General features: G+C 70.0%; 17 protein-coding genes. 12 read left to right on the top strand and 5 right to left on the bottom strand.

Annotated elements, in window-relative coordinates; all coding sequences use genetic code 11:
* The first annotated feature begins 1 nt into the window (after position 1).
* The 6 genes from ATK30_RS12055 (at position 2) to ATK30_RS12030 (ending at position 9,272) form a co-directional block, all read left to right on the top strand.
* Positions 2-2,959: an ATP-binding protein gene (locus ATK30_RS12055; protein WP_101435682.1), complete on the top strand. Its 2,958-nt coding sequence runs from the start codon at positions 2-4 to the stop codon at positions 2,957-2,959.
* A 46-nt stretch (positions 2,960-3,005) separates the two neighbouring features.
* Positions 3,006-5,084 (top strand): hypothetical protein, encoded by a 2,079-nt coding sequence (locus ATK30_RS12050; protein WP_101435681.1) that lies wholly within the window; start codon positions 3,006-3,008, stop codon positions 5,082-5,084.
* A 3-nt stretch (positions 5,085-5,087) separates the two neighbouring features.
* Positions 5,088-5,687 (top strand): hypothetical protein, encoded by a 600-nt coding sequence (locus tag ATK30_RS12045; protein WP_101435680.1) that lies wholly within the window; start codon positions 5,088-5,090, stop codon positions 5,685-5,687.
* Between the two features lie 2 nt (positions 5,688-5,689).
* Positions 5,690-6,688 (top strand): C40 family peptidase, encoded by a 999-nt coding sequence (locus ATK30_RS12040; RefSeq protein ID WP_101435679.1) that lies wholly within the window; start codon positions 5,690-5,692, stop codon positions 6,686-6,688.
* A gap of 121 nt (positions 6,689-6,809) precedes the next feature.
* On the top strand, positions 6,810-9,050 hold the full coding sequence (locus ATK30_RS46115) for a hypothetical protein (RefSeq protein WP_244194591.1): 2,241 nt from the start codon (positions 6,810-6,812) through the stop codon (positions 9,048-9,050).
* A gap of 24 nt (positions 9,051-9,074) precedes the next feature.
* Entirely contained in the window at positions 9,075-9,272 is a 198-nt protein-coding gene (locus ATK30_RS12030) for a hypothetical protein (RefSeq protein ID WP_037815747.1), read from the top strand.
* A 254-nt stretch (positions 9,273-9,526) separates the two neighbouring features.
* On the opposite strand, the gene ATK30_RS12025 is transcribed toward ATK30_RS12030, so the two are convergent.
* Positions 9,527-10,486 carry an ATP-binding protein gene (locus tag ATK30_RS12025; protein ID WP_101435678.1) on the bottom strand — a complete coding sequence of 320 codons (960 nt, stop codon included), beginning with the start codon at positions 10,484-10,486 and terminating at the stop codon, positions 9,527-9,529.
* Between the two features lie 113 nt (positions 10,487-10,599).
* Between ATK30_RS12025 and ATK30_RS12020 the strand changes: the two genes are divergently transcribed.
* Both ATK30_RS12020 and ATK30_RS12015 read left to right on the top strand, forming a co-directional pair.
* Positions 10,600-12,018, top strand: coding sequence for an RNB domain-containing ribonuclease (locus tag ATK30_RS12020; protein ID WP_416332656.1), 1,419 nt, complete (start codon positions 10,600-10,602; stop codon positions 12,016-12,018).
* Positions 12,015-12,779: a helical backbone metal receptor gene (locus ATK30_RS12015; protein WP_101435677.1), complete on the top strand. Its 765-nt coding sequence runs from the start codon at positions 12,015-12,017 to the stop codon at positions 12,777-12,779. Before ATK30_RS12020 ends, ATK30_RS12015 begins: the two co-directional genes overlap by 4 nt.
* Here the strand turns inward: ATK30_RS12015 and ATK30_RS12010 are convergent.
* Both ATK30_RS12010 and gabT read right to left on the bottom strand, forming a co-directional pair.
* Positions 12,760-14,187, bottom strand: a complete 1,428-nt coding sequence (locus tag ATK30_RS12010; RefSeq protein ID WP_101435676.1) for an aldehyde dehydrogenase family protein — start codon at positions 14,185-14,187, stop codon at positions 12,760-12,762. The genes ATK30_RS12015 and ATK30_RS12010 overlap by 20 nt on opposite strands.
* Positions 14,184-15,539 carry a 4-aminobutyrate--2-oxoglutarate transaminase gene (gene gabT / locus ATK30_RS12005; RefSeq protein ID WP_101435675.1) on the bottom strand — a complete coding sequence of 452 codons (1,356 nt, stop codon included), beginning with the start codon at positions 15,537-15,539 and terminating at the stop codon, positions 14,184-14,186. Before gabT ends, ATK30_RS12010 begins: the two co-directional genes overlap by 4 nt.
* Positions 15,540-15,692: 153 nt before the next feature.
* Here gabT and ATK30_RS12000 point away from each other — a divergent pair, with 153 nt between their 5' ends.
* Positions 15,693-17,111, top strand: coding sequence for a PucR family transcriptional regulator (locus tag ATK30_RS12000; RefSeq protein ID WP_101435674.1), 1,419 nt, complete (start codon positions 15,693-15,695; stop codon positions 17,109-17,111).
* Here the strand turns inward: ATK30_RS12000 and ATK30_RS11995 are convergent.
* Both ATK30_RS11995 and ATK30_RS11990 read right to left on the bottom strand, forming a co-directional pair.
* Positions 17,101-17,868: a cache domain-containing protein gene (locus ATK30_RS11995; protein ID WP_463672404.1), complete on the bottom strand. Its 768-nt coding sequence runs from the start codon at positions 17,866-17,868 to the stop codon at positions 17,101-17,103. The genes ATK30_RS12000 and ATK30_RS11995 overlap by 11 nt on opposite strands.
* A gap of 6 nt (positions 17,869-17,874) precedes the next feature.
* Entirely contained in the window at positions 17,875-18,618 is a 744-nt protein-coding gene (locus ATK30_RS11990) for a FadR/GntR family transcriptional regulator (RefSeq protein WP_101435673.1), read from the bottom strand.
* Positions 18,619-18,731: 113 nt separating this feature from the next.
* Here ATK30_RS11990 and ATK30_RS11985 point away from each other — a divergent pair, with 113 nt between their 5' ends.
* From ATK30_RS11985 to ATK30_RS11975, 3 genes are read left to right on the top strand one after another with little or no spacing between them, the layout of a single operon-like run.
* Complete coding sequence (locus ATK30_RS11985) at positions 18,732-20,147, top strand: gamma-aminobutyraldehyde dehydrogenase (RefSeq protein ID WP_101435672.1); 1,416 nt, start codon at positions 18,732-18,734, stop codon at positions 20,145-20,147.
* Positions 20,148-20,179: 32 nt separating this feature from the next.
* Entirely contained in the window at positions 20,180-21,256 is a 1,077-nt protein-coding gene (locus tag ATK30_RS11980; RefSeq protein ID WP_101435671.1) for an ABC transporter ATP-binding protein, read from the top strand.
* A 26-nt stretch (positions 21,257-21,282) separates the two neighbouring features.
* The gene (locus ATK30_RS11975) at positions 21,283-22,488 is read left to right on the top strand and encodes an ABC transporter substrate-binding protein (protein WP_101435670.1); all 1,206 of its coding nucleotides are present in this window, start codon (positions 21,283-21,285) and stop codon (positions 22,486-22,488) included.
* Positions 22,489-22,585 lie beyond the last annotated feature (97 nt).

The following is a 22,585-nucleotide window of genomic DNA, read 5'->3' as shown; positions in this document are numbered from 1 at the left end:
GTTGTTCGGTCGCGGCGGAAGCCGAGGGAAGCGGGAGCAAGACGTCCCTGCCGGTGCGTGGAACGCGCCTCCGCAGGGCCGTCCGCCGTCCGGCGGCAAGAAGTCCGGCGGCAAGGGCCGCAGGCTGCCCGGTGAGCAGGCGATACCGGCGTACACGCCGTCGATCGCCGCGCGCAGCATCGACGGGCATCTGCTGCGGACCGGGTACGAGGTGTACGCCTGGTACCGGCTCGCGCCGCAGCGCTGGTCGTTCCGTTCCGATTCGCAGCGCCGGGACCTGATCGCGGCCATCGCGGGCCAGTACGCCGAACTGCAGGGCCGCTGGCTGCACCTGCGCGTCACGAACCGGCCGTACCCGATCCGGATGTGGGCCGAGGCGCACGTCCACAACGCGGTCGGCAGGCCGCCCGACGTGCCGGGCGCGCTGTCGTTCGACGACTACCTGATCGGCGAGCAGCAGCAGCTGATGGGCCGCTCGATGGCGGAAAAAGAGGTCTACCTCGGCGTTCAGGTGCAGACCCGGCGCATGGTGGACCGCGCCGTCGAACGCGCCGCTCCGGTGCTGCGCCGGATCCTGCCCGAGGCGGTCGACGCCGAACTGGCCGCGCTCGACTCCGAGATCGAGCACCTCGACCAGGTCATCGGCAGCGCCGGGCTGGAAGGCCGTCCGGTGCACGCCGAGGAGATGTCCTGGCTCATGCACCGCTCGTGCTCGCTGGGCCTGCCCGCGCCGCGCAACATGCCCGCGGTGCCGGGCGCGGCGTGGGAGCCCGAGGACCTCGCCAGCTTCACCGACGCGGCGGACTTCCACGCCGACCCGTACGCGCCCACGGTCACCGTGCGCGGCCGCACCGGGTCCAACGCCGGCGTGTCGCGGCATCTCGCGGTGCTCACCGTCGGCCAGATGCACGGGCTGCAGATCCCCGAGGTCGACGACCCGTGGATCCAGCACGCGGACCGGCTGCCCGCGGCGGTCGAGGTGTCCGCGCGGATCTACGTGCGGCGTCCGGAAGAGGTGTCCGGCGAACTGCAGCGGCAGATGAACAAGGTCCGCTCGCAGGTCAAGCACTACACCGACGAACACGAGCTGGAACCGCCGCAGTCGCTGGCCCGCCAAGCAGGCCGGGTGCTGGAGATCGACGACGAGATGACGTCGGGCTTCACCGCGCTGGCCACCCGCGTGCGGTCGTGGTGGCGGCTCGCGGTGTCCGGTCCGACCGAGCGCGACGCGCTCCGGCTGGCCCAGCAGCTCCTCGACCTGTACAAGCCGAAGATCGCCATCGAACACCCGGAAGCGCAGTACGCGATGGCGCGGGAGTTCATCCCGGGCGAGCCGCTGGCCTCGGGCGCGTACATGCGCCGCGGTTCGGTGGTGTGGACGGCGTCCGCGGTGCCCACCGCGACCGCGGAGGTCGGCGACCGGCGCGGCATCCTGCTCGGCGAAACCGTCACCGCGACGCGGCGGCCGGTGGCCTGGGACCCGTGGATGGCGCAGGAAATCCGCGACGGATCCGGCCTCACCGCGATGGTCGCCGGCCTCGGCGGCGGCAAGTCGTTCCTCGGCGGCGGCATCGTCTACAAGACGCTGCGTGCCGGGGCGCACTGGACGATCCTCGACCCGTCCGGCCCGCTGTCGCGGCTGTGCGACCTGCCGGAACTGCGGCCGTACGCGCGCCCGATCAATCTGCTCAACGCCCAGCCGGGCATCCTCAACCCGTACCGGGTGGTCGCCGATCCGCTGATCGAGCACTTCATGGACGAGGAGGACCCGGAACGCTCGTGGCGGCGCGAAAAGGCGCTGGCCGGAGCGACCCGGCGGCGGCTCGTGCTCGACGTGCTCACCGGCGTGCTGCCATACGAGGTGTCGCGGATGGCGCAGACGCGGATCGTGCTGCTGCGCGCGGTGCGCGCGGTCGGCGGCCGGTTCGACGCCGACCCGGGCCAGGTCATCGACGCGTTGCGGCGGGATTCGAGCGAGCACCACGAGCACGCGGTCGTGGTCGCGGACTTCCTGGACGAGATGCGCGAGCGGATGGCGCTGCTGATCCCGGAAACCGACGCGGACCCGTACTCCGAGACCCGCGACGACCGGATGACCGTGCTGACCATGGCGGGCCTGACCCTGCCCAAGGACGGCGTGCCGCGCGAGTACTGGACCGACGCCGAATCGCTCGGCGTCGAAATGCTGAACCTCGCGGCGTGGCTGACCCAGCGGTCGGTGTACGAGAAGCCGAAGGAACTGCGCAAGGGCGTCTGGATCGACGAGGCGTTCTTCCTGTCCGAGGTGCCGACCGGGCGCGTGCTGATGAACCGGTTCGCGCGCGACTCGCGGAAGTGGAACGTCCGGGTGCTGCTGTCGTCGCAGATCCCGGCGGACTTCCTGAAGATCCAGGGTTTCGTGGCGCTGCTGGACTCGGTGTTCGTCGGCAGGCTGGACGACGACGACGCACAGGCCGACGCGCTGCGGTTGCTGAAGGTGCCGGTCGGCGTGGGCTACGAACAGGTCGTCGCCGCACTCGGCCGTCGCCCGGGCGCCCAGCGCGGGCTGGAGCGCGACATGGAGCCCCGGCAGTTCATCTTCGGCGACGGCGCCGGCGGCGTGGAACGCATCCGCGTCGACTTCTCCGGCCCGCACCTCGACCCGTTGCGCGCGGTCATGGACACCACCCCGGGCTCGCCCGACGCGCGCACCAAACCCGGCAGCGAACTCGTGGCACCCCACGAGGACGAGGCCAAACCGTACGTCCCCGCCCCACCGGAGGACGACGAGCTGGAACACGACTTCGAACTCCAGGCGGAACTCGAGGTCGGTCTCGCCGACGAGCAGCTGCTGGGCTCGCCGGACCCGCTCGCGTCCGAGACCGGCGAGGTGGAGGGTGCAGTGCGCAACGGACGGCAGGAGGACCGGCACGCCCGCGCCGGCGGCAAGGGCGGCGGCACCGGCAGGGATGCCGCATGAACCCCGGTGATCCGGGCCGGCCCGCGCCGGCCGTGAGGAGGCCTGCGTGAACACCGTCTTCACGCTGGCGTTCGTCCTCGCGTTCGCCGCCGGCTGGCACGCGCTGCGCAAACGCGTCAAGGAAGGCCCGAAGCCAGGCGGCCGCCGTCCCAACCGGCGTGCGGCGTTCCTGGCCGTAGTGGCGGTGATGGGGCTGCAGACGGTGCTGTTCGCCCCGGCGGCCAATGCGGCGGCATGTGGGGAACCGCCGAACCCGGAGCGGCCGGGCTCGGGCATGGTCGGCGCCCTCGATCCGCCTGAGGGACACGGCGAGCCGGGCAGCGCCTACATCGACTACAGCTACGCGGGCATGGTCTGGAACACCTACCAGACCAACTGCACCGCGCTGTCCGCCATCGCGTCCCCCAGCTCGACCATCGACACCTGGGCCGGGAACCAGCTGTTCAACGTCGGCAAGAACATCGTCGGCGCCACGAACTCGCTGCACTACACCGTTCTTGAGGGCGGGCTGCTGAACCCGATTTACAACGCGGTGAAGTCGGGCGCGGAAAAGGTGTACAGCAACATCTACACGCAGCTGTTCGGCCTGGTCGCGCTGATCTTGTCGATCATGTTGTTCCGCAACATCTGGCGCGGCGACCTCGCCGGGGTCAGCAAGCGGGCGCTCTACGCGTTGGCCGGGGTCTGGCTGGCCGCGTCGTCGCTCGCGATGCTGCGGTATTTCGATCCGATCGACAAAGCGATCGTGCAGACGACCACCAACATCCAGGCGGGATTCGTCGACGAGTCGCAGAACCGGATCGTGCGCGACATCCTGCCGACCGATCTGCACAACCAGGTTGTCTACGACAACTGGCTGCGCGGCGAATTCGGCTCGCCCACCGCTCCGCAAGCCCAGCAATACGGCAAGCCGCTCTTGGACGCGCAGGCGTTCACCCGCGATCAGCTGGTGAACGGCGACGACGGCAAGCAGAACGTCGTCGACGCCAAAAAGGCCGCCTTCAAGGACATCTCCACCAAACTCGGCCCCGCCACCGGTTACTTCACCGGCGAGTCGGGCGGCCGCACCGGTGCCGGGTTCCTCGCGCTGGGCCAGAGCCTCGTCTACTCGCTCTTCCAGCTGCTGGCCAAGGCGTCCGTGCTGCTCGCGCAGGTGCTGATCCGCCTGTTCGCGCTCACCGCACCGCTGATCGGCCTGGTCGCGCTGCTGAACCCGGAGATCCTGCGCCGCGTGCTCAAGGTCGCCGGCGGCATCGCGTTCAACCTGGTGGTGCTGTCGGTGCTGGCCGGCGTGCACGCGCTGTTGCTGCAGGCGATCTTCGCCGCGGGCGACGGGCTCAACCTGCTCACCAAGATGGTCCTCGCCGGGCTCATCACGGTGCTGCTCTTCCTCGTCGGACGCCCGGTGCGACGGCTGTGGCAGATGGTCGAGATGTCGGTCAGCATGGTCGGCGGCGCGGTGCCGACGCCGGGCGGCGGGCTGTTCTCCCGGTTCCGCCGGAAGAACGAGCCGACGCCGCAGGACCAGTTCTGGCAGAACGTCCGCGACACCGACGACGTCGTGGACGGCGAGCAGCGCGGCCCGATCGGCGCGACCGTCGGCGGCGGCCGGTACCGGCCCGAGGCGGCGGTGTTCGCCAGCTCGCAGCGACTCGACAACGGTTCCCGCGCGGCCCGGCCCGCCGCGGCCTGGTCCGGGGCTCCGTGGCCGGGCGCGGTCGGTCCCGCGCAGTCCGCCGCGGGCGCGCTGCCCGCGGGCCGCGGAGGCGACGCGCCGGTGTTCGGCCAGTACCACCCGGTCGCCGGTGCGCCCGGCGACTACGTGATGGCGGGCGCGCGCTGGCCGGTCAAGGAAAGCCGCCAGGTCGACACGTCCCCGGTCGCCGACCGGCGGTGGAGCGACGAGCCGGAACCGGTGGTCGTCCCGTCGCGGATGAGCGCGCCGGACCGCGGTTACTCGGCCCCGGCTCCGGACCAGCCCGGGTTCACCGTGCCGACGCAGGGCATCCGGGCCCAGCCGAGGCGGGTGGATCCCGAGGTCGTGGCCGGGAAACCGGTGTTCGTGCTGTACCGCCCGTCGCGCGGCATCGAGGTCCGCGACACCGACCAGGTCATGGGGCGGTGACCGATGCCGATCCGCACCAACCGCGGCCGGACCGCGGTCTACCGCCGCCTGTGGGGCTTCCCGCTCCGCTCGCCCCGGCACCTCGTGGGCACGCTGGTGTTCCTCGCGGTCGTGATCACCGCACTCGGCATCGGCCTGCCCAAGGTGCTGGGCAAACCGGCGTCCGCTCATCCGGGAGGGATTTCGCCGAGTTCGTCGGCCGGGCCGCACACCGGCGTCGCGGCCCCGGTGCCGAGCACCGAAACCCTGCCGACCCGGTTGTCCCAGCCGCTGGTCACCCCGACGTCGGCGGCTCCGAGCCCGGAGGCGCTGAACGTCGCGAAGCAGTGGGCGACGGCCTGGGTGCGCCATCCGGCGGGCATCTCGAACGCTGACTGGCTCAACGGGATGCGCGGGCTCACCACGGACGAGTACCTCCCCATCATGTCCACTGTGGACCCCGCGAACATCCCGGCGACCAAGGTCACCGGCGAGCCGACGGTCACCCAGTCCTACTCCAGTTCGGTCAAGGTCGTGGTCCCCACCGACGGTCCCAAGCTCAGCATCACCGTGGTCAAAACGAACGCGGGATGGCGAGTCTCGGACTATGACCAGGCGAGCTGACCGTGAAGCTGGCCATTCTCGTCTCGGTGGTGATCGCCGCCGTTTTCGCCACGGTGCTCACCACCAGCGTCGTGACCAAGGCCGTGAACGACCAGCAGCAGGCGGCGGCCGGCGGGATCGCGCTGAGCTCGTGCGACGCCGCGCTCGGCCCCACCCAGCCCGGACAGCCGGAGCAGGGCGGGGCGGACGCCGCCGAACTCGACCAGGAATCGCGCAACACGGTCGCGCTGATCATCTCGATCGGCAAGCAGCGCAGCCTCTCGCCGCGCGCGTGGCAGGTCGCGATCCAGGCCGGGATGACCGAATCGCGGCTGCACAACGTGAACTACGGCGACCGCGATTCGCTCGGCATCTTCCAGATGCGCCCGTCGATGAACTGGGGCACCGCGGCCCAGGTCACCGACCCGAACTACGCGATCAACAAGTTCTTCGACGTCCTGCTCGCCGTCCCGGACTGGGAAAACCTGCGCCCCGGCGACGCGGCGCAGCAGGTCGAGCGGTCCGGCTTTCCGGACCGCTACCACCGGTGGGAGGCCATGGCGGCCTCGCTGGTGCAGAACATGGGCCAGATCGCGGACGTGGCCGGCTGCGGACAGGGCATGGGAGCCGCGCTGCCGCCGAGCCAGGCCGCGGCACAGGCGATCAAGTTCGCGCTCGGCGAGCAGGGCAAGCCCTACGTCTGGGGCGCGACCGGCCCGAACTCCTACGACTGTTCCGGCCTGATGCTGCGGGCCTACGAGTCGGCGGGCGTGATCCTGCCGCGCGTGTCGCAGGACCAGTACAAGGCGGGCGCGATGCTGCCGGTGCGCGAAGCACAGCCCGGTGACCTGATTTTCCTCGCCACCGACCCGGCCGACCCGACGACCATCCACCACGTCGCGATGTACCTGGGAGACGGCAAGATCGTCGAGGCCCAGCAGACCGGCGTGCCGGTGCACGTGCGCCCGTTCTCGTTCGACGAGCGCGAAGTCGTGCCGCAGGCGGTGCGCCCCGGCGTCTAGCATGGGTGCGGGAGGCACCGGCTCTTGACCCGCGGACGCCCAGTGCGGCGGGTCCGGATTCACCCCGAAGTCGCGGCCTGTCCACGAGCACGTGGCCGCGCGCTGGCAGAGGATGGCACACGTGGCACGGAAATTCGGCAAGCGGGGCAAACCAGGCCAGAGCGAGCCCCAGGACCCGGCGGCGCTGTTCGGCGCACCGCAGCCGCCGCGCCAGTCCGCGCACCCCGCCTCCAGCACGCCGTTGGCGGACCTGCTGAACCAGGGACTGCCCGGCGTGGACGGCGGGTACGTCGTGCTGCCGCGTTCGCTGGCGGAGGGCATGTCGCTTCCGTGGCAGCAGCAGATGGCGGCTTTGCTGGCCCAGTTCCACGGCGAGCACGCCCGGTTGTCGTGGCCGATCTACCGGGTCGTTCCGTCCCGTTACGAGCGGTTGGTCGATCTCGACGAGGAACAGCTCGCGGAGGCGGGCTACCTCGTGGAGATGGACGCCGAGGGGGAGATGGTCTACCGGGAGCGGAGCGGCCGGAAGGTCCAGGACCCGGACCGGACGACGGTGCTGGTGTCCTGCCTCGACCCGATCCCGCGTCCCGCCGCGGCTGGTCCTTCGGGGGAGGCACCGCTCATGGGCCCGTTGGCCGCACCGGTTCCGATGAACATCGGACCAGCGCCGGTGTGGCGGTCGGTGCCGCACGGGCCCGAGGGCTCGGCGGGAGAAGCTGGTTCTGCGCAGCCGCCGACGAACACCACCCAGACAGCGGGCGGCCCGGCGCAGGGATCGGTCGCACGTCCGCCAGAGGACGCGGTCCGTTCCTCGGCGACCCACGCTCCGGCCGCGGCACCTTCTGCGCAGGAAGAGCCGACTCCGCCTGCCGAGCAGACCTCGGAAGCCGTGGGTCCGGAAATGCCTCCGAACCCGGAGGCACCCAAGGCTGCTGTCGAAGCACCGGCCACCGCGGAGCCGGTCGAGCCTGCTCAGCCTGTGACGAAAGAGGCAGCACCGGCCAGCCCGGCCCCCGCGGTGTCCGAGACCAGCGCGCCCCCAGCCCCCGTCGGCGATGCCGCCTCAGCGCCGATCGACCCGCAGCTGCGGGCGAGGCAGGCGTGGCAGCCGAAGCCGTACGTGCACGAGCCGCGTCAGCCCGCACGTCCGGCGGAAGCGTTGCCACAGCAGGGAAATCCGCCGCACGGTCGACACGAGGCTGTCCAGCAGCAGGGATGGCCTGGGCAGAACCCGGCGTCGGCCCAGCAAAGCCAAGCTCCTCAGCCCGGCACGCAGCACTATGGCCCGGCCCCCGCTCAGCATCTTCAGCCGTCGGCACCAGAGAGCCCTGCGCCCCCGCCGATGCCTGCCGCACAACCGCCGACAGCACCGGCGCAGCAGACCTCGCTCGTGCAACAACCCCCGGCTCAGCCCGGAGCCCAACAGCCGGTCGCTCCGCCCAGCGCGGAGCCGACAAATCCGCTCGCGTCCGGTACGCCGCAACCGGTCCCGCCCGCGAATCCGGCACCGCATCAGGCTTCGTCGGCGACTCCGCCCGCGGCGGGTGCGGAGTCGGCGGGCCTGTCTGCGCCTGGTGCGTCGCAACCAGTTCCGCCTGCGACTGCTCCGGTGCAGCAGCAACCTCCTGCGGCGGGTGTGGAGTCGGCAAACTCGCCCGCTTCTGGCTTCGCCCAGCCGGTTCCGCCGACGAATTCTCCGGGGCACCAGCCGACAGCTTCTCCTGTGCCGGGTGCGGAGTCGGCAAGCCAGCCCGCGCCTGGTGCGTCGCAACCCGTTCCGCCTGCGAATCCTCCGGTGCAGCAGCAACCTCCTGCGGCGGGTGTGGAGTCGGCAAACTCGCCCGCTTCTGGCTTCGCCCAGCCGGTTCCGCCCGCGAATGCTCCGGTGCAGCAGCCGACAGCCTCTCCCGCGTCCAGCGCGGAGTCGGCGATCCCGCCCGCAGCGCAGCACCAGGTTCCGCCTGCAGCCCCTCCCTCTCCCAGTGCGCAGCCGACGCAGCCTCCCGTGCCCGGGGCTCCCTTCCCGCTGCCCCAGCCCAGCGGCCGCAGGAGGTCGAGCGAAACCGGGCCGGACGGGCGGCCGTTGCCGGTTTTCCCGGGGCAGGGTCCGGCAGGGCCGCCGCCCGCGCGGACGTATCGGGATGAGCGGCCGGTCTTCCCCGGCAAAGAGTCAGCCGTACCGCCGGTGCCGGACTACGGCGCTGCTTCTCCGGCGGACGACACGGCGACCCCGCCTCGCGGCATCCCGGTCGGGGACGCTCGCGGGTGGTTCGACGAGCACCCTGACCACGAGGACGACGGTCCAGGCGACTTCGGTCCGACCGGGCAGCCCACCGAGGTCCCGTTCCGCTGGCGCAAATGAGCGGGAAAGTGTCAGGCTGAACCCATGTCTGACGACCCGAACCCGGACCAGGGCTGGTACTACAACACCCGCACCCACGAAGTCGAGCACCTGGAACGCAGCCGCGGGGTCGACCTCCTCGGCCCGTACCCGGACGAGGCCACGGCCCGTCGCGCGCTCGACATCGCCCGCGAACGCACCCGTCAAGCCGACGCCGCCGATCGTTCCTGGGACGGCGACTGACCCCTGCCTCTCCCCGCCGCCCATACTCGACGAGCGTGGGTCACGCAGGCGGAACTCCGGTGGGTGGTTGAGAAGCGCCTGCCTGCTGGCCGGGCGACCCGCGGTCGCGTAGTCGGGAGCTGCCGCCGTTGCCTGATCACGGCCGCTCAGCGAGCGGCGGCGCACCGGCAGTGCTCATCCCCCAGACAGCAGTAACCGCCGACCGGACAGGTCACCGTCCGGTCGGCGGCAGGAACGTCAGCGCCCGGAACACCTCACCCGGCGACCAAAGCCGGATCCAGTACGAAGTCCGGATCCACTTGTCCCTCCAGATCCGCCCCCACGCGCCCGTTTCCCCAGGCCCGCGCGTTCCGCAGGTGGAATTCCACCCCCTGCCGCTGGTACCGCGCCCAGTCTCGCGGCGTCTTGTCCACCAGGTCCCGCATCGCGGCGAGCGTCGCCAGGTTGCGCGGCTCCAGTTCGCCGATCGGCCGGGTGGTCCCGCGTTCGGCGGCCCGGACGTGGCCGGACGTCGTCATCCACCCCAGCAGCGCCGAACCCAGCTGCTCGGTCAGGAAGTCGACATCGTCGCTGTCGGTGACCTTGTTCCCGACCGCCACCAGGTGAACGCCGAAGTCCCGCGCGTGATCCGCGTACTGACGGTAAACACCGACGCTGCGCAGGGTCGGCTCGCACACCAGGAACGTCACGTCGAAGCGCGTGAACAAACCCGAGGCGAACGCGTCGGCTCCGGCGGTCATGTCCATCACGACGTACTCATCCGTGCCGTCCACCAGGTGGTTCAGCAGCAGCTCGGCCGCACCGACCTTCGAGTGGTAGCAGGCCACGCCCAGGTCGTCCTCGTCGAACTGGCCGGTGACGCCCAGCCGGACGTTGCCGAGCGAGCGGAAGCAGGCGTCGAAGATGGGGTTGTCCTCGAAGGGTCGCACGAGTCGCGAGCCCCGGCCGGGCGGGGTCGTCTTGATCATCGCTTCGGCGGACGGGATCCGCGGGTTGTCGCCGCGCAGGTAGTCCTTGATCAGCGGCATGTGCTCGCCGAGGGTCGGCCACGCCAGCGCCTGCTCCTCGGTCGCGCCGAGGGCTACCGCCAGGTGCTGGTTGATGTCGGCGTCGATGGCCAGCACTGGTTTGCCCGCTGCTGCCAGATAAGAGACGAACAGCGACGAGAGCGTGGTTTTCCCGCTGCCGCCCTTGCCGACGAACGCGATCTTCACCGATCCGGCCCCTTCTGAAAATGAAGACGATTATCAATGCCAGGCAGGCTACACCCGACCGGCCCGCGCCCGAACGGGCGATCACCGGCGGTTCGGCGGGATAGTGTTGGACCGTGCCGCCACTCGTGCTGAGGACGCCAGCGTCGGGAGGGGACTTCGGTCGTCTCCGGGCGGAATTCGCGCTGCCGGAGTCGTTCGGGCCCGCGGTGCTCGCGGAGGCCGAGACGGCGGTGCTCGATCCGCTCGCGTCGGCGGGCGGCCGCGAGGACGCCACTGACCTGCCGTTCGTCACGATCGATCCCCCCGGGTCCAAGGATCTCGACCAGGCGATGGTGATCGAGCGGCGCGGCAGCGGGTTCCGGGTCCAGTACGCGATCGCGGACCTGGCGGCGTTCGTCCCGCCGGGCGGGGCGCTCGATCACGAGGCGCGGCGGCGCGGGCAGACGCTGTATCTCCCGGACGGCAACGTCCCGCTGCATCCGCCGGTGCTGTCCGAGGGCGCGGCCAGCTTGCTGCCGGGCGAGATCCGGCCCGCGGTGTTGTGGACCATCGACGTCGACGACGGCGGGGAAATCGTCGACACCCGCGTCCGGAGGGCGTTGGTGCGCTCGACGGAGCAGCTCGACTACGAGGGAGTCCAGTCGTCGCTGGATGCCGGGCGGCCGCATCCGTCGGTGGTGGCGTTGCCGGAGCTCGGGCGGTTGCGGCGCAGTCTCGCAGTGCAGCGCGGGGCGGTCGAGCTGCAGCTGCCGGAACAGGAAATCAGCGGCAACGGCGACAGCGGCTGGATCCTCGCGCGCCGGCCGCGGACGGCCGTCGACGCGTGGAACGCCGAAATCTCTTTGCTCACCGGGATGGCCGCGGCGCGGATCATGATCGACGCCGGGATCGGGGTGCTGCGGACGCTGCCGTCTCCGGAGCCCGACGCAGTGGAATGGCTGCGCCGATCAGCTGCCGCGGTCGGACTGGCCTGGCCCGCCGAGCTCGGGGTGTCCGAGTTTCTGTCTACTTTGGATCCGGGGCAGCCCGCGTCGATGGCGTTGTACGCGGACACCACGCGGCTGTTGCGGGGCGCGGGTTACACGGCGTTCGCCGGGGAATTGCCCGCGGTTACCACGCACGCGGGGATCGGCGGGGCGTATGCGCACGTCACGGCACCGATTCGGCGGCTGGTCGACCGGTTCGGCACTGAGGTGTGCCTGGCGGTGACGGCCGGACGCGAGGTGCCGGATTGGGTGCGGGAGGCGCTGTCCGAGGTGCCGGCGCACATGTCCGCTTCGGACAGTCTGGCGGCGCGGGTGGAACGCGCGTGCATAGATCAGGTCGAGGCGTGGGTACTCGCTGAGCATGTGGGTCGCGAGTTCACCGCGGTGGTGTTGCGTGCGGACGAGACGCGGGCGGAGATCCTGGTCGAGGACCCGCCGGTGATGGCGAAGTGCTCCGGCGCGAAGTTCCCGGAGGGCGAGCGGATCGCGGTGCGGCTGACCGAAGTGGACGTCGAGCAGCGGAAGGTGTCGTTCGAACGGGTATGAGGAACGCGGAACTGGTCGATGATCTCGGCGAGCCGGTGCCGATCGAGGGCACGCCGCGGCGCGTGGTGTCGCTGGTGCCGTCGCTGACCGAGGCGGTCGAGGTGAGCGCACCGGGGAGGCTGATCGGGGCGACGGACTACTGCACGCATCCGGCCGGTCTGGACGTGGAGCGGGTGGGCGGGTCGAAGTACCCGAAGCTGGACCGGGTGCTGGCGCTCGAACCGGATCTGGTGCTGGCGAACTCCGAGGAGAACCGGCCGGAGGACGTGGAAACCCTGCGGGCCAACGGGATTCCGGTGTTCGTCATGGCCGCGGCGGAATCGGTGCCTGCCGCGCTGGGCTCGCTGCGGCGGATTTTCGGCCAGGTGTACGGCATCGACGAACCGGAATGGCTCGACACCGCGGACGAACTGTGGCGCGAGGTGGAACCGGAGCGCCACCGCGCGGTGATTCCGGTGTGGCGCAAGCCGTGGATCGTGCTGGGCCGCGACACTTTCGCCGGCGACATGCTGCGCCGGGTCGGGGTCGAGAACGTCTACTCGGGACACTCCGAGCGTTATCCCCGCCCGTCGCTGGAAGAACTTCAGAAGACCGGGGCCGACCTGGTCGTACTGCCCGACGAGCCGTACGAATTCACCCAGGACGACGGCCCCGGCTTCTTCCCGGAGATGCGCCCGGTACTCGTCTCCGGGCGCTACCTCACGTGGTACGGACCGTCTCTTGTGGACGCCTACGCGGCGCTCAGAGAGTCAGTCCGGTAAGGACAGTCACGCGTTCTTCGGTGAAGTCCGCCATCGCCGCGGCCGGACCTTCGCGGCCGACGCCGGAGTCCTTCACGCCGCCGTAGGGCATCTGGTCGGCGCGGAAGCTCGGCACGTCGCCGACCAGCACGCCGCCCACCTTGAGCCGCGCCGAAACGTCGAACGCGGTCGGCAGGTCGCGGGTGAACACACCGGTCTGCAGGCCGAAGCGGGACGCGTTGATCCGCTCGACGCCGTCGTCCACAGAGGACACGCGGACCAGCGAGACCACCGGGCCGAACACCTCGTCGGCCATCACCGAAACGTCTTCGGGAACCTCGGAGAGCACGGTCGGCTCCACCGTCGCACCCGAACGGCCACCGCCGGCGAGCAGCTTGGCACCGGCGACAACCGCGTCACTCACCCAGGATTCGACGCGCGAAGCGGCCGCCTCATTGACCAGCGGGCCCACGTCGACGCCGTCCTCGCGCGGGTTTCCGGTGCGCAGCGCGGCGACCTGCTCCAGCACCTTCCGCTGCAGCTCGTCGTAGACGTCGGTGTGCGCGTACACGCGCTGCACCGAAATGCACGACTGTCCGGCCTGGTACATCGCGAACGTCGCGATCCGCTGCGCGGCGAAGTCGAGGTCAGTCCAATCCGGACAGACCAGCACCGCACCGTTGCCGCCGAGTTCCAGCGCGACGTGCTTGCGCGGCACGCTGTCGCGGATCGCCCAGCCGACCGGCACCGAGCCGGTGAACGACACGACCGGCAGCCGGGGGGCCTTGACCAGTTCGGCGGTGGCCTCGTTGCCCAGCGGCAGGATCGACCAGCTGCCCGCCGGAAGGTCGGTCTCGGCAAGGATTTCGCCGAGCAGCAGCGCGGTCAGCGGCGTCGCCGGGGCGGGCTTGAGCACGATCGGCGCGCCGACCGCGATCGCCGGGGCGACCTTGTGCGCCACCAGGTTCAGCGGGAAGTTGAACGGCGTGATGCCCAGCACCGGACCGCGCGGCACGCGCCGGACCAGCGCGAGCCGTCCGGTGCCGCCCGGGTCGGTGTCGAGGCGCTGCAGGTCGCCGGAGAACCGGCGGGCCTCCTCGGACGCCCAGCGGAACGTCGACACCGCACGGCCGACCTCGCCGCGCGACCACTTCAGGGGCTTGCCCGATTCGGCGGTGATCAGCTGCGCGATCTCCTCCGCCCGCTCGGAAAGCCGCCGCGAAATGTGGTCGAGCGCGCCCGCGCGGACGTGCGCGGGCAGCGTCGCGAACTCGTCGGCGACGTCCGCCGCGGCCTGGACGGCAGCCTCCACTTCGGACGGTCCGGGCACGTAGTGCGAACCGGCCTCGGAACCGTCGAACGAATGCCGGACGACGGTCGTTTCGTTGCTGGTGACCGGCTTTCCGGCCACCCAGAACGGGAAAGTCACTTGCGGGCCTCCGTGCGGGTCGCGTACTCGAGAACGGCGAGGCCTTCGTCGAGCAGCTCGTTGGACAGGGACAGCGGGGGAAGCAGCCGGACGACGTTGCCGTACGTGCCACAGGTCAGCACCACAACGCCCTGTGCATGGCAGGCGGCGGCGATGCGCTTCGTGAGGTCAGCGTCCGGCTCGTTCGTGCCCGGCTTGACGAACTCGGCCGCCAGCATCGCGCCGCGTCCGCGCACGTCGCCGATCACGCCGGTTTCCGCGGCCAGCGCTCGAAGCCGCGGCAGCACCTGCTCCTCGATGCGCCGCGCGGAACCGGCCAGGTCCTCGTTGCGCATGGTCTCGATCGCGCCCAGTGCCGCGGCGCACGCGATCGGGTTGCCGCCGTAGGTGCCGCCGAGCCCGCCCGGGCCGACCGCGTCGAGCAGCTCCGCGCGACCGGTCACCGCGGCGAGCGGCAGACCGCCGGCGATGCCCTTGGCCGTGCAGACAAGGTCGGGGACGACGTCCTCGTGCGCCGAGGCGAACCAGTTGCCGGTGCGACAGAAGCCGGTCTGCACCTCGTCGGCGACGAACACGACGCCGTTCGCCTTGCACCACGAGGAAATCGCGGGCAGGAAACCGGGCGCGGGCTCGATGAACCCGCCCTCGCCCTGGATCGGTTCGAGCACGACGGCCGCGACCTGGTCGCCGCCGATCTGCTTCTCGATCCGGTCGATCGCCTGCCGCGCGGCCTCCGGTCCGGCCAGCCCGTCGCGGTACGGGTACGAGCCCGGCACGCGGTACACCTCGGGCGCGAACGGCCCGAAACCGTGCTTGTAGGGCACCGATTTCGCGGTCATCCCCATGGTCAGGTTGGTGCGGCCGTGGTAGGCGTGGTCGAACACCACGACGGCCTGGCGACCGATGGCGGTGCGGGCGATCTTCACCGCGTTCTCGACCGCCTCGGCACCGGAGTTGAACAGCACCGACTTCTTCGCGTGGTCGCCCGGCGTCAGCTCGGCCAGCGCCTCGCACACCTCCACGTAACCCTCGTACGGGGTCACCATGAAACAGGTGTGGGTGAACAGAGATGCCTGCTCACGCACCCGGTCGACGACCTCGGGCGCGGAGTGCCCGACGCTCGCCACCGCGATCCCGGAACCGAAGTCGATCAGCACGTTGCCGTCGGCGTCGGTGAGCAGCCCGCCGCTGGCGGCGGTGATGTAGGCGGGCAGCGTCGACGCGACCCCGGCGGCGACCGCGTTCGCGCGGCGCTCCTGCAGCGCGCGGGAGGAGGGCCCGGGGATCTCGGTCTGCAGCCTGCGCTGCCGGGGTGCCGGAGCCTGCGGCTCGGCGGCGGTGCTGGTGGTCACGGCGCTCCTCCGTCGCGGGTCGTGAGTGTTGATCCCGGTTAGAACCGGGATGCGCGCTCACGAGTTTTCGGTCGGTCGCCCCTCAGGATGGGGCCTCCCACGCCCGCCGTCAGCTGGCCGTTCTGTCCAATTCGACGGCTACAATTGGCCGTTATGGCACTCACCCTGCGGGCGCTCGCCGCCGAACCCGCGCTCGGCCTGCGCGTGGTCGCGGGCGAGGCCGGGCTGGACCGCCCGATCGGCTGGGTGCACCCCACCGAGCTGACCGATCCGCAAAGCTTCCTCGAAGGCGGGGAACTGCTGCTCACGACCGGTCTGACGCTCTACAGCGCGACGTACGAGCCGTACGTCCGGCGGCTGGTCGAAGCGGACGTCGCCGGGCTCGGGTTCGGCGTCGGGCTGAGCCACGCCCAGGTGCCGGACGCGCTGGTAGCGGTCGCCGACGAGGTCGGGTTGCCGGTGCTGGAGGTGCCGCGGCGGACGCCGTTCATCGCGATCACGCGCGCGGTGTCCCGGTCGGTCGCGGCCGACGAATACGCCGCGACGGTGCGGATCGGCCGCGCCCAGCAGGAGTTGACTCGAACCGCGGTCGGGCGCAGCGGCGCCGGGGGAGTGGTGCGGCGGCTCGCTCGGCTCATCGACGGCTGGGTGGTGCTTTACGACTCCGCCGGACGCGTGCGTGAGGCGTCGTCGGCCAAAGCACGCAGCGTCGAACTGGACGTGACCGGTCTTCGCGCGGGCACGCGCGTGGTATCTCATGGCGACGACGAGGTCGTCATCCAGACTCTGCACACGCGGGGCGCGTTGGCGGTCGGTACCGCGGAACCGTTGGACAGCACCGGACAGCACATCGTCAACACGGCGGTCTCGCTGCTTTCCCTTGCCCTGGAACAGGACCGGGCCCAGCGACTCTCGCTGTCCCAGCTGCATACCGGCGTGCTGGAGCTGCTCGCCGCGGGTCACCGCGAGCTGGCCCGAGACGTCGTGCCAGATCTTCCTCAAGAGCCGTGGACGGTGCTCGCGGTGGCCGGGAGCAAAGCTGCCCGGAACACACTGTACGAACGGCTGGAAACCCTTGCCGGGCAAGTGTTCGCCGCCCACCGCGGAGACAAGCTGATCGTGCTGGCGGAGAATGACGGGGTGAGTGCGATCGTCGCGGAGACCGGGGAGTTCCACAGTGGACTGTCCACGGGGGATTTTCCGACTGCACTCCGGCAGGCGGAAGAAGCGGCCGAGGCCGCGCGAACGCAGCGGGTGCCGATGCTGCGCTACGCCGATCACGCGGGAGCCGGGTTGCTCGGCTTGGTCGATCAGCAAGCCGCGCAAGCGTTTTCCGATCAGCTTCTCGCGCCGGTAAGGGAGTTCGACCGGACCGGCCGCGGCGACCTGGAGCTGTCACTGCGCTGCTGGCTCGAACACCACGGCCATTGGGACCTCGCCGCGACGAAGCTCGGCGTGCACCGGCACACGTTGCGCAACCGGGTCACCAAAGCGGCTGAGCTGCTGGGCCGGGACCTCGACGCACCGGGCGTCCGAGCGGAATTGTGGTTCGCGCTCCAGGTCAGGTCGTGACCAGCAACGTGATCGGCGAATCCCCGCACCGCCGCAACGTCATCCCGCTCGGCGCCGTATACGGTTCCGCACCGGACGCCCACCAGGCAGGCACGTCGATCTCGCGCACCAGCGACCCGGTCGCTTTCCGCACGCTGTTCGACACGATCACCCGGCCCTGTGCGTTGAGCAACGCGGCAGTCCGGCCGAGCGCGCGAAGCCGGCGACTCACCGTGCGCTCGAACTCTCGCACATACACGTCCGCACCAACGACTCCAGCGAATTCCTCACCGCGCGTAACGGGAACGGTAAAGGTGAGCGTGTACTCGTCGGTGCAGAGATAGTCCACGTACGGCCCGTTGACATGCCGCCGCCCGCTGTCGCGCGGCACGGTGAACCACGATTGCCGCGTGTAGTCCAGGAAATTGGGGCTCTCCGGATCGAGGCTGATGAACAGCTGTTCCGGCGAACCATCGTCGGTGCGGCAGGAAGTCCACCATTCGAAGCCGAGTTCCTGATCGGCCAAGACATTCGGCGCGCTCACGAAGCCCGCGCCGACCACGAGGCCGCCGAGCGCCTCGATGACCTGCGGCCGGATCGTGTGCAGTGCTTCAGCGGACAGGTCGCCGTTTTCGGCGAGCAGCGCTTCGGCGGCGGCCAGAACTGGTTTCAGGCGCGCGAAAATCTCCTCGACGAGGGAGGAAACCTGGGTCACTACCTCTTCGCCGGTCAGCGTGCGGGTGTCGGTCACGATGCTCACCTCGTGATGCGGGGTCATCGGAGCTTACGGCGTTTCGAGGGACAGGTGCAGATCCGCGAGCCGGTCGAGCGCTCCGAGGAGGTGGTCCTCGGTCAAGGCACGCGCCCGATCGCCGTCGGCCGAGGCGATCGCGGAGACGATCGCCTGGTGCTCAGCGTAGGACCCCCGGCAGGTTTCCTTGTCGCCGAGGGGCGCCCACAGCAATACGCCGTGTTCGCTCTGCAGCTGAACTTCCTGGTTGGTGAGCCGCGGGGACTGTGCGGCGGCGGCGACTTCGAGGTGGAAATGCCGTTCCGCGCGGGTCGCGTCCGGGCCGCTCGCGCCGAGGAGGTCTTCCGCGGTGAGCCGCAGCCGTTCGAGATCTTCGGGTGTGCTGCGTTCGGCGGCGAGCTTCGCGGCCGAACCCGCGACGGCGAGGTAGTGGTCGCCGAAGTCGCGAAGTTCAGCCATTGAGACCAATCGCAGGCGTTCGGCCCACGAACTCTGCGCGGGCCAGTCCGGGGTCCGCACGAAGCTGCCGCCGCCCCGCCCGCGCCGCGTTTCGACGAGGCCCTGCTGCCGCAGCACCGCGAGCGCCTCGCGCACGGTGACCGTGGAGACGCGGAACTGGGCGGCGAGTTCGGCCTCGCTCGGCAACTGCTCGGCGTCGTCGAGGAGACCGAGCGTGATGGCGTCGAAAAGCCGCGCCGCGACCGCCTCCGCGCGCCCCACCTGGTCCAGCGGGGCGAACATCGCCAGTCGTGCGCTGTTCGACATCTCCTTGCGCATCGTTGGTCCACCCGTCTCGGCATCCGTTGGAGCCAATCCTGCCCCAGGGCCTTGTCATTTGAAATATGGAGTTATATGTTTCATCCTGCCACGGAGAGTCAGGAGGCGCACGCGTGCAGGAGTTGAAGCACTACGTCGGCGGGACCTACGTCGACTCGCTGTCCGGAAAGGTCGCGGAAATCGTCGACCCGGTTACCGGCCGTGCGTACTGCACCGCGCCGGTGGCCGGCGCCGAGGACGTGGACCGCGCGCTCAAGGTCGCCGCGGAAGCGTTCGAAAGCTGGCGCGAGACCACCCCGGCGCAGCGGCAGCTCGCGCTGCTCAAGATCGCCGACGCGCTCGAGGCGCGGGGCGAGGAGATCATCCGCGTCGAAGCGAAGGACACCGGGAAGCCGTTCGCGCTGACCATGGAGGAGGAGCTGCCCGCGGTCATCGACCAGGTGCGCTTTTTCGCCGGCGCCGCGCGCGTGCTGGAGGGCCGTTCGGCCGGCGAGTACATGGAAGGCCACACGTCGTTCATCCGCCGTGAGCCGGTCGGCGTCTGCGCGCAGGTGACACCCTGGAACTACCCGCTCATGATGGCGATCTGGAAGATCGCGCCGGCGCTCGCCGCGGGCAACACCATCGTGCTCAAGCCGTCCGACACCACGCCCGCCTCCACGCTGCTGCTCGCCGAGATCTGCGGCGAGCACCTGCCCGCGGGCGTGTTCAACGTGATCTGCGGCGACCGCGACACCGGACGTGCGTTGGTAGAGCACGACATTCCGGCGATGGTGTCGATCACCGGGTCGGTGCGCGCGGGCATCGAGGTGGCCGGTTCGGCGGCGCACGACGTCAAGCGCGTGCACCTCGAACTGGGCGGCAAGGCCCCGGTGATCGTGTTCCCGGACGCCGATCTCGAAGCGGCCGCCGAAGCCATCGCCGCGGCCGGGTACTTCAACGCGGGCCAGGACTGCACCGCCGCCACTCGCGTGCTGGTGCACGAAGACGTGCACGACACGTTCGTCAACGCGCTCGCCCGGCAGGCCGAGGCGAACAAGACCGGCACGGGCGACGACGTCGCCTTCGGTCCGCTCAACAACGCCGCGCAGCTGGAAAAGGTCTCCGGCTTCATCGAACGGCTGCCGGAGCACGCGACTGTCCACTGTGGAGGACGGCGTTCCGGCGACGAGGGCTACTTCTACGAGGCCACCGTGGTTTCCGGTCTCCGGCAGGACGACGAGATCATCCAGAACGAGGTCTTCGGCCCGGTCATCACGGTGCAGCGGTTCACCGAGGACGACGAGGCGCTCAAGCAGGCCAACGGGGTTCCGTACGGCCTCGCCTCCTCGGTCTGGACCAAGGACCACCAGCGCGCCATGCGGTTCTCGGCGAAACTCGACTTCGGCTGCGTGTGGATCAACACGCACATTCCGCTCGTGGCCGAGATGCCGCACGGCGGGTTCAAGCGGTCCGGCTACGGCAAGGACCTCTCGCTGTACGGCCTCGAGGACTACACCCGAGTCAAGCACGTGATGAGTGCGTTGTAGCCGTCGTGACCAGATCCATCGGAAGGCCTGTCATGCCCCATCAAGCCCCCGCCGAGACCCGGTCGCCGGGAAGGCGTCCGCAGACGGGACAGCCGGCGATCCGGCTCACCGGACTGGAAAAGCACTTCGACAAGGTGCGCGCCGTGGACGGGGTCGACCTCGACATCCCGCCCGGCGAGTTCTTCTCGATGCTCGGCCCGTCCGGTTCCGGCAAGACCACCGTGCTGCGGATGATCGCCGGATTCGAACTGCCCACCGCGGGCACGATCGAGCTCGAAGGCAAGGACGTCAGCCAGCTGGCTCCGTTCGACCGCGACGTGAACACGGTTTTCCAGGACTACGCGCTCTTCCCGCACATGACGGTGCAGCAGAACGTGGAGTACGGCCTGAAAGTCAAGCGGGTCGCGAAGGCCGAACGCCGCGAGCGCGCGAAGGAAGCGCTGCGCACGGTGCGGCTGGAGGATTTCGGCGATCGCAAACCGTCGCAGATGTCCGGCGGGCAGCGGCAGCGCGTAGCACTTGCCCGTGCTCTCGTGAATCGCCCGAAAGTGTTGCTTTTGGATGAACCCCTTGGCGCGCTTGACCTCAAGCTCCGCCAGACCATGCAGGTCGAGCTCAAGCAGATCCAGCGCGAGGTCGGCATCACCTTCGTCTTCGTCACCCACGATCAGGACGAGGCGCTCACCATGAGCGACCGGATCGCCGTGTTCAACGCGGGCCGCATCGAACAGGTCGGTACTCCGGTCGAGGTGTACGAACGCCCGGCAAGCGCTTTCGTAGCGGGCTTCGTCGGCACGTCGAACCTGCTCAGCGGGCGCAGCGCGGAGGCGGTGATCGGCAGGCCGGGGCTGTACAGCATCCGGCCGGAGAAGATCCGCATCGACGGCGATCTCGCCTCGCCGGCGGGCCCCGGGGAGACTTCCGCGACCGGTTCGGTGACGGATGTCGTATATGCCGGGTCGACAGTGCGCTACGCTGTCGCGCTCGATGCCGGGGGCCAATTGTCCGTTGTCCGCCAGAACACCAGTGAGCCGACCGAGTTCGCCGACGGTCGCGTTCGCCTGCGCTGGCGCCGCGAACACAGTTTCCAGGTCCCCGAAGCCGGCTAGTTCCTCACGGGAAGGTTTCTCTCGCTATGAAGAACAGGAAGACGCTGCTCGCAGGGCTGTGCGGCGTGAGCCTCCTGCTCGCTGCCTGCGGCACCTCGGGCTCCGACTCCAAGGGGTCGGCGCCGGGCGCACAGGGCTTCACGCCGCCGAAGCTGGCCGCGCTGACGCAGCTCGGCCAGCCGGAAGGCCAGCTGAACGTGCTCGCGTGGCCCGGTTACGCGGAAAACGGCTCGAACGACCCGAAGGTCAACTGGGTCACGCCGTTCGAGCAGCAGACCGGCTGCAAGGTCAACGTCAAGCCGTTCGGCACCTCGGACGAGGCCGTGACGCTGATGAAGACCGGGCAGTACGACGTGGTTTCGGCGTCCGGCGACGCCTCGCTGCGGCTGGTCGCCTCGGGCGACGTTGAGCCGGTGAACACCGCGCTCGTCCCGAACTACAACGACATTTACCCGTTCCTCAAGAACAAGTCGTGGAACAGCGTCAACAACGTCGCCTACGGCATCCCGCACGGCTGGGGCGCGAACGTGCTGGCCTACCGCACCGACAAGGTGCAGCCGGAGCCGAAGTCGTGGTCGCCGATGTTCGACGAGAAGTCGCAGTTCAAGGGCAAGGTCATCGCCTACGACTCGCCGATCTACATCGCCGACGCCGCGCTGTACCTGATGGCGCACCAGCCCGACCTCGGCATCAAGAACCCGTACGCCCTGGACGACAAGCAGTTCAAGGCGGCCACGGACCTGCTCAAGAAGCAGCGCCCGCTGGTCGAGGAGTACTGGTCGGACTACCTCAAGGAAACGCAGTCGCTCAAGAGCGGCGACGGCGTGATCGGCACGGCCTGGCAGGTGACGGTGAACCTCGCGAAGAGCGAGGGCGCGCCGGTCGCGGCCACGGTGCCGAGCGAGGGGGCGACCGGCTGGTCGGACACCTGGATGGTGTCCGCGAAGTCGCAGCACAAGACGTGCGCGTACAAGTGGATGGACTACATCACGAGCCCGAAGGTGAACGCCCAGGTCGCCGAGTACTTCGGCGAGGCCCCGGCGAACTCCAAGGCCTGCGCGGAGTTCAAGGACAAGTCGCTGTGCGACACCTACCACGCCAACGACGCCGCGTACGCCGCCAAGATCCAGTACTGGACCACGCCGATCCCGCAGTGCCTCGACGGCCGCACGGACGTCAAGTGCAAGGACTACGGCGACTGGACCCGGGCCTGGACCGAGATCAAGGGCTGATCGACTCTCGCGGATGCCGGTACCCACCGCGCCGGCGTCCGTGAGTCCGCCGAGGGCCGCGGGCCCTCCCCATGTTCCCGCGGCCCTCGGCTTTTCT

The sequence above is a fragment of the Amycolatopsis echigonensis genome (assembly GCF_002846615.1).
Lineage (GTDB): Bacteria > Actinomycetota > Actinomycetes > Mycobacteriales > Pseudonocardiaceae > Amycolatopsis > Amycolatopsis echigonensis.
Note: the sequence above shows the minus strand (reverse complement) of the source record. Positions and strands in the feature narration are given on the sequence as shown.